Origin of the sequence: Bartonella sp. HY406 (assembly GCF_025449315.1) — a bacterium.
GTDB lineage: Bacteria > Pseudomonadota > Alphaproteobacteria > Rhizobiales > Rhizobiaceae > HY038.
Window position 1 is genome coordinate 1,763,390 of sequence record NZ_CP104893.1, and the last position, 13,923, is coordinate 1,777,312.

Sequence of the window (13,923 nt, forward strand, 5' to 3'; positions counted from 1 at the left end):
AACCAAATTATTGCGAAATAAACTGACCATCTATCAGCTGATATATTTTGCTGCTATAATCTAGTAATTGCACCCTATGGCTAATACTAATAATGATTTTATCAGCAAAGGCTTTATATATTTGGTCGTAAACTAATTTTTCAGTTGAAATATCCAAGCCTGAAGTCACTTCATCTAATATAATGACATCAGGATTACTCAAAAATAACCGCGCAATAGCCAAACGTTGTTTTTGGCCGCCAGATAATAAATTGCCATGGTGGCCAAGCAGTGTATCCATACCATCTGGTAGGGCGCAAAGTTCATCATAAAGCCCAACCGCTTTTACTGCATTTTCCATTTCTAAAATAGTTGCATTGGCATTGGCAAGTTGCAAATTAAAATAACTGCTAGCATTTAAAATATAACTATGCTGGGTAATGACACAGATATTATCACGCAAATTAATGGCGGCTAAATCCAATGCATCTACATTAGACAAAAATAATGTTTGCGGCTTTGCAACATCAAGGTCATATAAAATTTTTGCAAAAGTAGATTTACCAAGGCCACTTTTACCAAGAAGTGCAATTTTATCCCCTGTCGCAATATCAAGGGACATATTTTTAAAAATTAAATTATCAGAATCTTTATAGGCATAAGAAAAATCAATAAAACGGATATTGTCAATGGTCTTCAGCATCCTGCCTTTTTGAGGCTCTTCACCATTAAAATCAACTTCTTTGATGAAGTGCAGCACGGTTGAAAATGATTGTCTAAGCGCAGTATAAACACCGCCAATTTGTTCAATTGGCATTATCAGCATCATGAGATAACCATTCATCATAACGAAATACTCAATGCCTTGTGGCCCAAAAACCACTTCGCTGTAGCTGTAAAATAAAACAATATTACCAATTAAAAAACCCAAAAGATAATTGATAAAACTTAAACCTATGTAACACTTAAAATAGGGCTTTTGAACTTTAAGATCATCGACAAGCTTAGATTTAAAAGCATCAGATAGAATTTTAAGCGTGTTAAACCTCACCGCTACATTAATATTATTTAAAAAATCCTCTAGCAAATCATAAACCGAGCGGCCAGATTCCATCAATTCAAGCTTATATTTCACAAAGAGCCGAGAAAAATAAATTTGAATAAACATATATAAAGCAAGATAAATATAAATGGCGATTAAAAATAAATATTGCTGTAAAAACAAAAGGATAGCAGTGGAAAATACAAACTGGCAAAACGGAATCAATATTTGTGAGGTAAGGTGATTATAAATAATATATATTTCATTATTCACTTGGTTTATATGGCTCGCCACTCGTGCCGGTGTTTTATATAAAGTTACGTCATCACTATATTTTTTAAAATAATTTAAATAGGTATCGGTAACAAAGCCATAGGTTTCAGCTCTAATCTTTGCATTAAGATACGTAATCAATGGGCTCATTAAGCGAGCAAGCCCAATAATTCCAACAAAAGCAATAATTTGGACGAAAATTATTGAAGAATGGCTGTTAACAGTGAATGTTTTCAAATTTTTTATAATGTCCGCAAGCAATATAGGCGCATAAGATGAAAGCAATGCGACAAAAATCGAAATTACAAAAATTATTGTTAAGTAATGAAGGCCTTTAGAACCAAAGGATTTTAACAATAAGCGAATTAGATTTTTATTCATTTTCAAACATCGCTTCCTTCTACATTTATTTGGGATTAATCCCATGGCTCACCGCTATGCGGTATACTCCAAGACCATAAATTTAAGGGATTCTTACCATATCGCATAGCAAGAATTTTGCAATAGTGACTTAGCGTGTAAAAAGAACAAAAGACCATAAAAAAAGGAAGACAAAATACCATGCCTTCCTTTTATTTAACATATAAGGCAATCAATGATTGGTAATTCCAAGCAAAGATTACACCATAATATTATTGAGCGTTTTTAGCCTTTTCTTGTGCTTCACGCATCTTATCATCTTGCTCTTGCTGCTTGTCTTGAATTGCCTTTTGCAATTTTTCTTGTTCAGCTTGGAAGTCTTGTTCACGCATACCAGGACCGTCGAAGACCTTAGCAAAGCCAGCTAAAGATACTTCTAAAGGATTTGGTGCTCCTTGAAAGTTAACTGACGTCACAACAAGCTTGGTACCTTTTTTTAGCTGGGCAACAAGTTCATCGCTCAAACTATCATTAGCGATACATGTTGGGCCATTACAAATCATGTAAGGAATGGTCTTTTCAGCATTACCATCAACTTTGACGGTAATTCCGGCAGGAATAAGACGACCGGTTGGCACCTGAATACCAATGCGTTTTTGGCTCTTGCCACCTTCCTTAACTTCAATAAGATTGATCATTGTTAAATATTGGCCTGTTTCAGACACAATATTATTCATAGTGTTGCAAACACTAACTTTCTTTTTTTCAGCATTTTGCTGTTCGCTGCAAACCTTGTTCCAGCCATCCATCGCACTTTGTGCCGATGCGGGAACCACGAAAGCGGCAAGCAAGGCAGCAGCGCTGGCAAACAACGACAAAGTGGTAAGGGTTTTTGCTATCGGCATAATAAAATATATCCTTTCAACATTTGATATTTTATGGTCGAAACCATATCGAGAAATTCCTGCAATCGAATTAGGGCAATAACATGACCGGCCCAATCATCCAAGGCAATACAACAAATTAAAGACGTTTTTTTTAAATTATATTCAAGCAAGGCATATATCAACAACAATATTATATGCTGCGCTTACTTCAATAAATAATTGAAAAGAAAACAGAAAATCATAAAATTCTCAGCAATAGCCAATAGAACGATCACTGAGAATTAATAGAGTGCGCATCTAAAAACTAAAACCGTGTTTTTAAATTAAACTCTCGCACCAATTAAGCTACAATTTTAACCCAATTATGCGGATCTGCCTTTTCGCCGCGCTGAATATGCACCAATTGATTGCGCAAGGCACGGGTAACCTCGCCCGTCTCATTATTATTGACAACAAATTCACCACCTTCATAACGAATTGTGCCAATCGCCGTAATGACCGCCGCTGTGCCGCAAGCAAAAACCTCTTTTAACTTGCCACTTGCCACATCATTCTTCCATTCATCAAAAGAATAAAGACGCTCTTCAACCTTAAATCCATTATCATGGGCAAGCTGGATGAGCGATGCACGGGTAATTCCTGGCAAAATAGTACCAGTAAGTGGTGGCGTCACCAATACATTACCTTCATGAACAAAAAAGATATTCATGCCGCCAAGTTCTTCAACCCAGCGATGTTCAGCCGCATCTAAAAACACTACTTGGTCGCAGCCTTTGTCATAAGCTTTTGCTTGCGCTGCAAGACTAGCGGCGTAATTTCCACCACATTTTACCGCGCCAGTACCGCCACGCGAAGCGCGGGTCAATGTTTCTTCTACCCAAACGCTAACTGGCTTACCCTCACCTTTAAAATAGGCACCAACAGGCGACGCAATAACGCAAAAAATAAAACTATGTGCGGGACGTACGCCAAGGAAACTCTCATTTGCAAACATGAAGGGGCGTAAATAAAGGCTGCCATCTTCTTCTGTTGGTATCCAATCCTTGTCAATTTTGACAAGCTGCTCAACAGCTTCAAGAAAAATATTTTCAGGTAAAGCAGGCATCCCCATCCGAATGGCAGATTTTTCCATACGCTGTGCATTTTGATCTGGCCGGAATAATGTAACCTTGGCATTATTACCATCAGTATTGCGATAAGCCTTCATGCCTTCAAAAATTTCTTGGGCATAATGTAATACGGCACCTGCAGGATCCATTTCAAAGGGCTTACGCGCGCAAATTCGTGCATTATGCCAACCCTTTTCATTGCTCCATTCCACCACAGCCATGTGATCTGAGAACACTTTGCCAAAACCTGGATTCTTTAAAACTTCTTCACGTTCAGAAACTCCAACTGGATTTTCATTGGGAAGAATCTGAAATGTAAGATCCGAAGACGCCGTAGCCATTTTTAAATACCTTATCAAGATGACGTAAATTAATTGATACAATGATCATTAAACTTTATGCCGCGATATTTCTGATTTTTCAATATAATTTTGTAAATAGGTCAGCATTTCAGACCAATTTCAAAAAAAATTGAATATTTTATAAAAAAAGTTGGAACTTTATTCTGTCTCAAGCATTTTACCTGCAACAAGACGAATGAAATGAAAGATTGCAAATCGTTTGGTTGATGTTTTCAACGATAACTAAACAAAAAATGCTTAAAAAAAGACTACCCCCCTTTTTTTTAAGATTTGGTGCACTAATTCTAAACATGAAATCTTGGATAGCTCCTAAGCGATTATCCTTTGATACTTTTTAAGTCCCCCGCATAAAAAGTATCTATGCCCGGTAACTGGGCTAAACATACTGATCTTCCCCGTGCTCAGTATGTTTCATGACAACTCCACTTAGATTTTCCCTCTTTATTGCCTAAGTGGAGTTGTCTTTTTATTATGCTTCCTCCCATCTTAACCCGTGATCAACCTTTGATTGTCTGTATTATGCAGCTTATATCGAGTGCGAAACTAAAGCTAAATTTGCGCAAAAGACTGGTTTAAATCACCGATAATATCGTCAATACTCTCAATACCAATCGACAGACGGATAACTTCAGGCCCTGCACCAGCGGCATGTTTTTGTTCATCATTTAATTGACGATGCGTGGTTGAGGCGGGATGAATCACCAGTGAGCGCGTGTCACCAATATTAGCAAGGTGGGAAAACAGCTTTAACCCTGCAACAAATTTCACACCTGCCTCATAGCCGCCTTTAATGCCGAAGGTAAAAACCGAACCAGCTCCAAGCGGCGCGATACGCTGCTGTAAAGCATAATAGGGGCTATTCTTTAAACCAGCATAAGAAACCCATGAAACTTGTGGGTGATTTTGCAAATATTCAGCCACCGCTAAAGCATTATCGCAATGTCTTTGCATACGCAGTGAAAGAGTTTCAACCCCTGTTAGCAGCATAAAAGCATTAAATGGCGATATGGTTGGGCCAAAATCACGCATGCCAAGCACACGCGCCGCCAATGCAAAAGCAGCCTTTCCAAAAGCATCAGCAATGACAAGACCAGCATAATCGGGGCGCGGCTCTGTCAATTTATTAAATTTACCTGATTTATGCCAATCAAAATTACCGCCATCAATAATAACACCGCCCATAGAATTGCCATGACCACCAATAAACTTAGTCAGCGAATGGATAACAATATTAGCGCCATGTTCAATTGGCCGCACAAGATAGGGGCTTGCCATTGTATTATCGACAATAAGTGGAATATTATGAGCCTTAGCCACCTTGGCAATTTCTGCAATATCAATAATAATGCCACCGGGATTGGCAAAACTTTCAATAAATATTGCTTTGGTACGCCCGTCGATTTGCGCCGCAAAACTCGCTGGGTCTGTACCATCTGCCCACCGCACCTGCCAATCAAAAGATTTAAATGCTTGGCCAAATTGATTGATCGAACCGCCATAGAGTTGACGGGCGGCAATAAAATTATCACCTGCCTCCATCAAAGTATGGAAGGTTAAAAATTCTGCTGCATGGCCGGTTGCGGTCGCAAGGGCTGCAACACCGCCCTCCAATGCGGCCATTCGTTCTTCAAGCACTGCTTGGGTAGGATTGGTTATGCGCGTATAAATATTGCCAGCCTCTGCCAAAGCAAATCGATTTGCCGCCTGATCGGCATCTTCAAAAACATAAGCAGTTGTTTGATAAATTGGCGTTGCACGCGCACCAGTTGTCGGGTCAGGTGCAGCGCCTGCATGTATTGCTAAGGTGTCGAAATGCTTTGCATTGTCACTCATTATATATTCCCTTTTAATTTACAAACAACAAAACAATAGTCGTCAATCAGTATCATTATATTTTAAGAAAATTTCTCTAACTCAATATGGGGGCAACGATCCATCACTACATTAATACCCGCTTCAATCGCGCGTTTAGCTGAAATAATATCGGCAATGCCAAGCTGCATCCAAAAAAGAAATGGTTTATGGGGCAAAGCCAATACTTCATCCAAAATTGCAGGAACAGCATCAACATTGCGGAAAATATCAATCATATCGATTGGTTCATCAATATCTGCCAAACGGGCATAAACTTTTTGCCCCAAAATTTCTTTGCCAGCCTGCCCCGGATTTACCGGAATGACCTTGTACCCACGGCTTAATAAAAATTCCATTACCACAAAACTTGGTCGCGCCGGATTAGGGGACGCACCAAGCAATGCAATGGTTTTTACACGGTTAAGAGCTGATAAAATCTCATCATCATCTAAAAGTAAATCGGCCATAAGAAATCCTCCTTGATTCTTATAAAACTATACCGCTTTTTTCAGCTATTACACGCAAAATAGACCATGACTTTAGCCCCAAATAAGCAAAATCAAACCAAAATTAATACGGTAATATAGTACCATACAAACAACCAATTGATTTAATTATACTAATTAATTTTATTGCAAAATAATTTTGCTTGCTTTTTAAGCTTTCACGCTTTATTGACAAGGACTGGATTGGGATATCACATCCCTCACCTTTTGTAGCATGTGATGCTGCAATATAAGCAACAAAAAAAGCCTACCTCATTATGATTTATTATCATATTTGTGTATGGATCTATTTTAAGGAAAACTTCTATGGCAACCTTTTCACAAAAGCCAGCCGAAGTGGTAAAAAAGTGGGTTATTATTGACGCTGAAGGTCTAGTCCTTGGTCGTCTTGCCTCACTTGTTGCCAATCGTTTGCGCGGTAAACATAAACCAACCTTTACCCCTCACGTTGACGATGGTGACAATGTCATTATCATTAATGCTGACAAGGTAGTTTTGACCGGTAAGAAATTTACTGACAAAGTTTACTATTGGCATACTGGCTATATTGGTGGCATTAAACAACGTACAGCTCGCCAAATTCTTGAAGGCCGTTTCCCTGAACGCGTCGTAGAAAAAGCCGTTGAGCGTATGGTTCCACGTGGCCCACTAGGCCGCCGCCAAATGAAAAACCTGCGCGTTTATGCAGGCACAAATCATCCCCATGAAGCTCAGCAGCCGGAAGCGCTCGATGTTGCAGCGCTAAACCGTAAGAATAAAAGGATTGCTTAATCATGGCCGAGCAAATCAATTCCCTATCTGACCTTGGTGCAGTAGCAGGCAATGTTGTTGCCGCTGCAGTTGAAAGCGCACCAGTTCACGTACAAAAGCTTGACAGCCTTGGCCGTGCCTATGCAACCGGCAAGCGTAAAGACGCTGTTGCCCGCGTTTGGGTAAAGCCAGGTTCAGGTAAGATCATCGTAAACGGCAAAGAATTTGATAAGTATTTTGCCCGCCCTGTTCTTCAGATGGTTCTTCGTCAGCCAATCGTTGCAACAAACCGTGATGGTGAATTTGACATCATTGCAACCGTTGCTGGTGGCGGTCTTTCAGGCCAAGCTGGTGCAGTTCGTCATGGTATTTCCAAGGCGCTTACTTATTATGAACCAGCATTGCGCGCTATTCTTAAAAAGGGTGGCTTCCTTACCCGTGATAGCCGTGTTGTTGAACGTAAGAAATACGGTAAAGCTAAAGCCCGTCGTTCTTTCCAGTTCTCAAAGCGTTAATATTTCGCTTTATATTTTTCGGAAAACCCCGCTTTATGCGGGGTTTTTTATTGGCTTTTTTCCATTGCAAATTAAGTAAAATTATCCATTATAGATGATAACCAATCAAACTAAGCATTAAAGCGCAAAGAGTTATCAACGGAAAACCAAGCCCATAACGCAGAAGTTGCAGCCTATATTAAAGATTATCTCAACAATGAAAACTTCGCGCAATTTGCCGTATTACTAACTGGCAAATGGGGCAGCGGCAAAACCCATTTTATTTTAAATTTGAAAAAGCAATATGACGCACTTTCCCCACATGAAAAACTTAAAGAGAACAAGGAGTTTAATTGGATCTACGTTAGCCTTAACGGCATAGATACAATCGAGGAAATTGAAAAACGTATATTTACGGCAGCTCACACTTGGCTTAACAATACAGCCGTAAAATTAGGAAAAAGTTTTCTGGGTAGCATTGTTGCTTCTCTGCAAATTTACGGCGTTGAAATTAAAACAAAAAAAATTGCGCAAGAGTTAAAAGAATTATTGCCGAAAGTCAAAAACGCCGCTTTTATTTTTGATGATATTGAGCGCTGCCGCCTGCCCTTATCCAACCTTTTTGGCTACATAAATAATTTTATTGAACATGATAGACTAAAGGTTGTTTTAGTTGCCGATGAAGACAAGCTCAAAGAACCTTTTGGCAACGATCTATCAAATAACAAACAAGATCCCGGCTTTTCAACCTATGAGCAAGTTAAAGAAAAGCTCATCGGTCAAACTTTGGAAATAAAGCCAGATATTAAATGCGCTTTAGATATATTTATTGAAAAACTAGATAGCAAGGCGGTAAAAGAACTTATATCAGCCAATAAAAATACCATAACTGATATTTTCAAACAATCTCATACCAATAACTTACGAAGCTTAAAAGCAGCATTCTTTACCTTCGAGCGTTTGCATAGCTTTTTGAGCAATATTGAAATTGAAAATAAACAAGAAAACGAAATTTATTCCGCCCAATTAAGCGATCTTTTGTTAAAGATCATTGTAATTACCTTGGAATATCGTGCTGGCATAATTTTACAGCCATCAGGAATAGTAATTCAAATGAGATCAACCACAGAGGACATTCTTTCTGATTTTCTTAAAACCGATTTTGATCGAAAACTACTTGTCGAGGAATTTACAGCAAAAGGTAAAGCGCAAAAACATCCTAATGATTATGACATTTTAGAAAAGCGTTATAGCAATATTCAATGGCACCAAACTGCAATTGAATATAGCAAAATTGGTTTATTTATCGAAAGAGGTATATTACCTCCTGAGAAATCATTGTTTCAATCATTTAAGCAAGACTACCTGTTACGTAAGCCCAAACAAAACGATGAAAATATATCTATTCTATGGATAAGATTATTTAGGTGGCAATTTAATGACCCAAATAAACTTGAAAAAAACCTTCAACCTGTAATGGAGGCATTAAGGAATTTTAAATTCACAAGAATGGGAGATATCTTACAAGTTGCAAGTCACATCAACCTGTTGATCGAAATGAATTACAACCCTCTGCCTAATGGAGAAAGTTTGGAGGAATATTTTACTAAATATTTAACTTCGCTAAACGCTCAAAATATACCTGCTAGCTTTGATGAATTAAACGACTTGAGGTTTGATGGATATAGTGGATATGGATATTATTTAGAAGGCGCTCAGAGTCTAGTGGCTAAAATTAAAGCTAACACTACAAAAAGAGCTATAAAAACCTTAAGAAACAGCCGAAGACTTATCGATTTTATATCAAAAGATGATTTCAAAAATATGAGTGAGGAACAGTATATTTCATTTCCGCTAATGAATTATGTTGATGTAAAAGACTTTGCCAGACTAATTAATATAGCGGGCGAAATACATGACACGCCCCCTTTGGCTATTAGAGCACTAATAAACCGCTACCAAAACGAAGCCAACTTGAAACAAGAAGAACAAAGCTGGTTAAAACAACTAGAAGATGAATGTCAAAAACAAGTAGCAATGCTGTCCGAGCCATTTAAAACCCATAGAAAACTTCTTTTAGATGGGTATTTTAAAAATTTAATTTTGAGATAGATTAAAAATTGATTGTTTTTAAAGTAAATGCAGCAAATAGCCAAGAACTGGCGCAAGCATTACATTAACTATGCCCACCAATACCATCACAAGGCCGGCGATTGATCCTTCTTCAACGCCTATTTGGTGGGCGCGTGCCACCCCCGCGCCATGCGCGCCCATACCAAATAGTGCGCCGCGCGCAATTTTGCTGCGCAAAGGCAAAACTTTCATAACCAACTCGCCAAGGGCTGCACCAAAAACACCGGTTAGAACAACGAAAATTGCTGTTAAATCGGGTATGCCGCCAATATCACTTGAAACTGTCATGGCAAAAGGCGTACTCATCGAACGTGGCAAGAGACTAAGCCGCATAGATTCATCTAACTGCAACATAGTTGCCAAACCATAGGCGGTCAGCATGGCAGTTGTGGAACCCGCCAAAACACCAATGGCTAAAATCACCCAATTTTTACGGATAACCTCACGTTGCTGCCAAATGGGAATTGCAAAAGCAACGGTAACGGGCCCTAAAATTGCCATTAACCAATGGGTGGAGCTGATATAATGCGCATAATCGCCCTTTAGCATCACAACAAAAACCATGACCAGTAAAGGTGTTACGGCAAGCGGTGTTAGCCACCAAAAGGTGAAGCGGCGATAAAATGCTTTTGCAGCATAATAAAGCCCAACAGTAAGCAAAGACCAAAAAACAGTTTGCACAAGTGGATTGTAGAAAAAATTAACGCTGCTCATGACGTAAAGTCCAACGGTAACAAAGATCTATCGTCAAAGCTGTAACACTCATCACCACTAAGGTGCCTGCAAGAATAACTAATAGAATTTTTAAACCAAGAAAACCAAGAAACTCTTTGTGGTCAAGCAAGGCCAATACTGCCGGAATAAAAAACAATAGCATTTCAGCCAATAACCAATTGGCACCACGCTTCATACTTGAAAGACTAAGCCAACCAAAACCCAATGCTAATAAAACAAGACCAAGACCAATAATGCCGCCAGGCAAAGGTAAATGCGCATAGCGAGCAATCACCTCACCCAAAAGCCAAAAAGCACCAATAAGCATCATTTGTGCAATTAAACTGCGATGCATAAAAAAGCGTGACTGAATGAATAAACGACGGCTCATGGCAAAAACTCCTTGACCTTTTATATAGATCATTATTATCTATTCTTAAAGTGAATTGATTTCATCAAAACTATTCTAAAATGGAATATCATGCATACACGCTCGTTAAAAGCCTTGGTTGAAGTAGTACGTTTAAACAGCTTTTCGGCCGCAGCCCTTGCCATGAATGCGACCCAATCAACCATCAGCAAGGCCATTAGTCAGCTTGAAACATTTTATGATGTTACCTTGCTTGAACGCGGAAAAAACGGCGTTCGCCTTACTGCAATTGGCAAGCGCGTCCACCAACATGCATTGCGAATTTTAGCAGAAGAAGACGCTATTTTACGTGAGGTTGCGGATATAAAAGGCATGAAGCGCGGCTTGCTGCGTATTGGCCTACCACCTATTGGAAGTTCGGTACTATTTGCCCCTGTTTTAGCACAATACACAACGCAATATCCAAATATTGATATTGAAATTGTGGAACATGGCGGCAAAAAACTTGAAGAAATGGTGCGTCACGGTGATATAGAACTTGCGGCAACCTTGGTACCAACTACCAAAGGTTTTAACTACCAAGAAGTACGCAACGAACCCTTAGTCGCCTTGATGTCGGATAGTGCTGCGGCAGGACGAAAAAAAGCATCATTGGCAGAACTTGCCATTCATCCCTTTATTTTATTTGAAAGCCAATTTGCTTTAACACCAATTGTTTTAGATGCCTGCACCGAAGTTGGAATTGTACCTAAAATATCAGCCAAATCAAGCCAGATAGACTTTATCTTTGGTTTAGTTGCCGCGGATATGGGGGTTGGATTTTTACCTAAAATGATTGCAGAATCCCGCCCTTATCCCGGCGTGCAACGTATTGAAATTGAAGACCACCCGATCGCATGGCATATGGTTATTCTTTGGCGAGAAAATGCACATCTATCAGAGGCAGCAAAAGCTTGGCTTCAACTATCGAAAAAATTCCACAATAATTGAACAAAATTGCAGATAAATATCAATGAAGGTCCAATATTGTAGAGATTTATAAAATGAAAAATAAGCATTCAATATTGAAAATAATCTTTTCGACTGCTGCAATCATTTTATTGCTTATTGTAGGGTATCAAACTTGTAATCATATGACCTTAATGCCAACCCCACAATCTGATCGTTTGTTTCGTGATTATGATCGTGATGTCTATCATTTGGCACAAAAAATTGAAAGACATCAAGATATCGGCGAAAGCGATTTAGCAAAACTTCCGCAGGGAGCGATAAATCAACGTTATGGACAAGAAATAACTTTGCTTTTCCATGCCTTGTCGCAACGCAATATACAAGCAATTGATACATTGATTGGTAATGGCACGGACGTAACTATGGTCGATAGACCATCAAAGCGTCATCCGATGACTTTTATGAATTACTTAGGAATGCCGGGTGGTGGCGATGATGAGGCTGAAGATTTAGTATTCATCAATGAACTTATAAGAATTTATATTAAAACTGGTGGCGATCCTAATTATATACAAATAAACAGTAATGATACACCACTGGTTTTAGATGTTGCTATTGCACAAAATTTTGAAGGCGTTGCTATTCTTATAAAGGCTGGAGCAGATATTTGGACACGCAATGAAATAGGAATTAATTTAGTTGATTGTTTAGCCATGGATCCTTCAGGATATAATGAGTTATCAGCAATTTTAAATCAAGGATACCTGGATAATGGAAAATTAGACGATATTATTAGTGTTATCATTCATCTTTCAGGATATACTCAGCGCGGTGATGAGCGCAGCATCAGAAATCTTAACTTAGCGATGAGAATATTAAAGCGCTATCCCGAATATCAAGATGATCAATTTACTACAAGGCTATTTGGCGGCGAAATTCCATGGGCTGAAATTAAAGCTTTAAATGAATGAAGACATCAAATCTTTAATAAATTTCCCAAAATTCTATGCCTTTGCAAACAAAGACATTAAAAATAAAAAATATGGTTAGCCCCTAGATGAAAGCATCACTTCAAGAACTGATATTGAGCCATAACTATATTTTATTATTCTGGATCAATAGGTAAAACCGCAAATGCACCATCGCTCGGAGTAAGATATTGGAATAGTTCCTCGATATTTTGAAGTTGACATAAACCTGTACCCTTTTCCATCACCGCAGCGCTACCGCAAGCAACCCCTAGACGGAAAGCATCCTCGATTGATTGACCATGAGCTAGTGCATGCACCATGCCACCAATAAAACTATCACCTGCCCCTGATGCACTGATAACTTTAACCGGGGGTGATGGCAAATAAAGTGTTTTATCATTCATCGCCAAAACTGCGCCTTGATGCCCAAGAGTAACAGCAATAATCTGGCTCTTTTTTTGGCATACCAGCTTATGCGCAGCTTCAGCCAAATCAGCAACTGTTCTAAATTCCCGTCCCATGGCGTTTTCAAATTCGCCCTGACTTGGCTTAATAAGCGTGAGCCCACCAAGATCAAGCACATGGCGCAATGCTGGCCCAGATGTATCGATCACAATCTCACCGCCACGTTGACGAGCAATCGCTATCATTTCATCATAAACATCCATCGGCACGCCGCGCGGCAGTGAACCACTAACAACAAGCCAGTGCCAAGACGCAGATTTTACTGAGTCAACTACGGCTTTCCAGTCATCCTCGGTAAAAATAGGCCCTTCGGCAATAAAGCGATATTCCATACCAGTTGATGTTTCGTAAATCACATTATTGATACGGGTATTACTAGCAATTTGTATTATATGAGCATCTACACCACGTTTTGCCAATAGCTGATCCAAAACGCTACCCATAACGCCACCACGAGCGTAAAGCGCCTTTACTGAACCACCAAGACGATGAATAACACGTGCCACATTAATACCACCGCCACCAGGGTGAAAACTTTCATCGCGCGTGCGTACTTTATGGGTTGGCTGTACGCGATCCACTTCACTAGCTGCATCAACCGTTGGATTAAAGGTAACCGTTAAAACATTCGCCATAATTACAACCCCTGATCTCACCAAAATAATGCTTTCGCAAAATCAATGTTATTTAAATCGATTTAAAA

At 39.2% G+C, this 13,923-nt stretch carries 12 protein-coding genes and 1 pseudogene; 5 read left to right on the forward strand and 8 right to left on the reverse strand.

Features of this window, described 5'->3' with window-relative positions:
- Positions 1–7: 7 nt before the first annotated feature.
- The 5 genes from N6B01_RS07440 to N6B01_RS07460 all read right to left on the reverse strand — a co-directional run bounded on the left by N6B01_RS07440 (position 8) and on the right by N6B01_RS07460 (position 6,333).
- Positions 8–1,675, reverse strand: a complete 1,668-nt coding sequence (locus N6B01_RS07440) for an ATP-binding cassette domain-containing protein (protein ID WP_262078136.1) — start codon at positions 1,673–1,675, stop codon at positions 8–10.
- Between the two features lie 251 nt (positions 1,676–1,926).
- Positions 1,927–2,559, reverse strand: coding sequence for an invasion associated locus B family protein (locus N6B01_RS07445; protein WP_262078137.1), 633 nt, complete (start codon positions 2,557–2,559; stop codon positions 1,927–1,929).
- 322 nt (positions 2,560–2,881) lie between these two features.
- Positions 2,882–3,991: a branched-chain amino acid aminotransferase gene (locus N6B01_RS07450; protein ID WP_262078138.1), complete on the reverse strand. Its 1,110-nt coding sequence runs from the start codon at positions 3,989–3,991 to the stop codon at positions 2,882–2,884.
- Positions 3,992–4,561: 570 nt separating this feature from the next.
- Positions 4,562–5,845, reverse strand: coding sequence for an O-acetylhomoserine aminocarboxypropyltransferase (locus N6B01_RS07455; protein ID WP_262078139.1), 1,284 nt, complete (start codon positions 5,843–5,845; stop codon positions 4,562–4,564).
- A 62-nt stretch (positions 5,846–5,907) separates the two neighbouring features.
- Positions 5,908–6,333 carry a CoA-binding protein gene (locus N6B01_RS07460; RefSeq protein WP_262078140.1) on the reverse strand — a complete coding sequence of 142 codons (426 nt, stop codon included), beginning with the start codon at positions 6,331–6,333 and terminating at the stop codon, positions 5,908–5,910.
- 345 nt (positions 6,334–6,678) lie between these two features.
- Between N6B01_RS07460 and rplM the strand changes: the two genes are divergently transcribed.
- From rplM to N6B01_RS07475, 3 genes and pseudogenes are all read left to right on the forward strand, one after another.
- Positions 6,679–7,143, forward strand: a complete 465-nt coding sequence (gene rplM / locus N6B01_RS07465; protein ID WP_182417094.1) for a 50S ribosomal protein L13 — start codon at positions 6,679–6,681, stop codon at positions 7,141–7,143.
- 2 nt (positions 7,144–7,145) lie between these two features.
- The gene (rpsI, locus tag N6B01_RS07470) at positions 7,146–7,637 is read left to right on the forward strand and encodes a 30S ribosomal protein S9 (protein WP_182417095.1); all 492 of its coding nucleotides are present in this window, start codon (positions 7,146–7,148) and stop codon (positions 7,635–7,637) included.
- A gap of 174 nt (positions 7,638–7,811) precedes the next feature.
- Positions 7,812–9,728, forward strand: a pseudogene (locus N6B01_RS07475) (P-loop NTPase fold protein); the annotation flags it as partial.
- An 18-nt stretch (positions 9,729–9,746) separates the two neighbouring features.
- Here the strand turns inward: N6B01_RS07475 and N6B01_RS07480 are convergent.
- Both N6B01_RS07480 and N6B01_RS07485 read right to left on the reverse strand, forming a co-directional pair.
- On the reverse strand, positions 9,747–10,463 hold the full coding sequence (locus N6B01_RS07480) for an LrgB family protein (RefSeq protein ID WP_262078141.1): 717 nt from the start codon (positions 10,461–10,463) through the stop codon (positions 9,747–9,749).
- Positions 10,450–10,854 carry a CidA/LrgA family protein gene (locus tag N6B01_RS07485; protein WP_262078142.1) on the reverse strand — a complete coding sequence of 135 codons (405 nt, stop codon included), beginning with the start codon at positions 10,852–10,854 and terminating at the stop codon, positions 10,450–10,452. Before N6B01_RS07485 ends, N6B01_RS07480 begins: the two co-directional genes overlap by 14 nt.
- 90 nt (positions 10,855–10,944) lie before the next feature.
- Between N6B01_RS07485 and N6B01_RS07490 the strand changes: the two genes are divergently transcribed.
- On the forward strand, positions 10,945–11,823 hold the full coding sequence (locus tag N6B01_RS07490) for a LysR family transcriptional regulator (RefSeq protein ID WP_262078143.1): 879 nt from the start codon (positions 10,945–10,947) through the stop codon (positions 11,821–11,823).
- Positions 11,824–11,876: 53 nt separating this feature from the next.
- The gene (locus N6B01_RS07495) at positions 11,877–12,755 is read left to right on the forward strand and encodes an ankyrin repeat domain-containing protein (RefSeq protein ID WP_262078144.1); all 879 of its coding nucleotides are present in this window, start codon (positions 11,877–11,879) and stop codon (positions 12,753–12,755) included.
- A gap of 134 nt (positions 12,756–12,889) precedes the next feature.
- Here N6B01_RS07495 and N6B01_RS07500 read toward each other — a convergent pair whose 3' ends face one another.
- Entirely contained in the window at positions 12,890–13,855 is a 966-nt protein-coding gene (locus N6B01_RS07500; RefSeq protein WP_182417101.1) for a 1-phosphofructokinase family hexose kinase, read from the reverse strand.
- Positions 13,856–13,923 lie beyond the last annotated feature (68 nt).

Excerpts from the sequence above, each read along its gene's own strand:
- N6B01_RS07495 (WP_262078144.1), top strand. The coding sequence starts at position 11,877 with ATGAAAAATAAGCATTCAATATTGAAAATAATCTTTTCGACTGCTGCA.
- N6B01_RS07455 (WP_262078139.1), bottom strand. The coding sequence starts at position 5,845 with ATGAGTGACAATGCAAAGCATTTCGACACCTTAGCAATACATGCAGGC.
- N6B01_RS07460 (WP_262078140.1), bottom strand. The coding sequence starts at position 6,333 with ATGGCCGATTTACTTTTAGATGATGATGAGATTTTATCAGCTCTTAAC.
- N6B01_RS07485 (WP_262078142.1), bottom strand. The coding sequence starts at position 10,854 with ATGAGCCGTCGTTTATTCATTCAGTCACGCTTTTTTATGCATCGCAGT.
- N6B01_RS07445 (WP_262078137.1), bottom strand. The coding sequence starts at position 2,559 with ATGCCGATAGCAAAAACCCTTACCACTTTGTCGTTGTTTGCCAGCGCT.
- N6B01_RS07490 (WP_262078143.1), top strand. The coding sequence starts at position 10,945 with ATGCATACACGCTCGTTAAAAGCCTTGGTTGAAGTAGTACGTTTAAAC.
- N6B01_RS07440 (WP_262078136.1), bottom strand. The coding sequence starts at position 1,675 with ATGAATAAAAATCTAATTCGCTTATTGTTAAAATCCTTTGGTTCTAAA.
- N6B01_RS07450 (WP_262078138.1), bottom strand. The coding sequence starts at position 3,991 with ATGGCTACGGCGTCTTCGGATCTTACATTTCAGATTCTTCCCAATGAA.
- N6B01_RS07500 (WP_182417101.1), bottom strand. The coding sequence starts at position 13,855 with ATGGCGAATGTTTTAACGGTTACCTTTAATCCAACGGTTGATGCAGCT.
- rpsI (WP_182417095.1), top strand. The coding sequence starts at position 7,146 with ATGGCCGAGCAAATCAATTCCCTATCTGACCTTGGTGCAGTAGCAGGC.
- N6B01_RS07480 (WP_262078141.1), bottom strand. The coding sequence starts at position 10,463 with ATGAGCAGCGTTAATTTTTTCTACAATCCACTTGTGCAAACTGTTTTT.
- rplM (WP_182417094.1), top strand. The coding sequence starts at position 6,679 with ATGGCAACCTTTTCACAAAAGCCAGCCGAAGTGGTAAAAAAGTGGGTT.